Here is a 305-nt window from a genome sequence, read left to right on the forward strand (position 1 = left end):
CGCCCGTGAACCCCGAGTTCACCGCCCCCGAGGGCGAGCTGCCCCCGCTCATCGTCAACGTGCACGGCGGACCGACTGACGCAGCGCGCCCCGGCCTGCAGGTTCCCTTCCAGTACTGGACCAGCCGCGGCTTTGCGGTTCTGGACGTGAACTTCCGTGGGTCGACGTCCTTCGGCCGTCCCTACCGTGAGCGTATCAACGGCAACTGGGGCGTCATGGACGTTCAGGACTGCGTCGACGGCGCTCAGTACCTCATCGATCTGGGCCGCGTCGATCCGAAGCGAATCGCGATCCGTGGTCGTTCT

1 protein-coding gene is annotated in these 305 nt (G+C 66.6%); it reads left to right on the forward strand.

Features of this window, described 5'->3' with window-relative positions; all coding sequences use genetic code 11:
- Nucleotides 1-305: prolyl oligopeptidase family serine peptidase (locus QP415_RS11300; protein WP_285100128.1), on the forward strand; the 305-nt coding region annotated here is incomplete at both ends.

Origin of the sequence: Pauljensenia sp. UMB3104 (assembly GCF_030217285.1) — a bacterium.
Taxonomy (GTDB): domain Bacteria; phylum Actinomycetota; class Actinomycetes; order Actinomycetales; family Actinomycetaceae; genus Pauljensenia.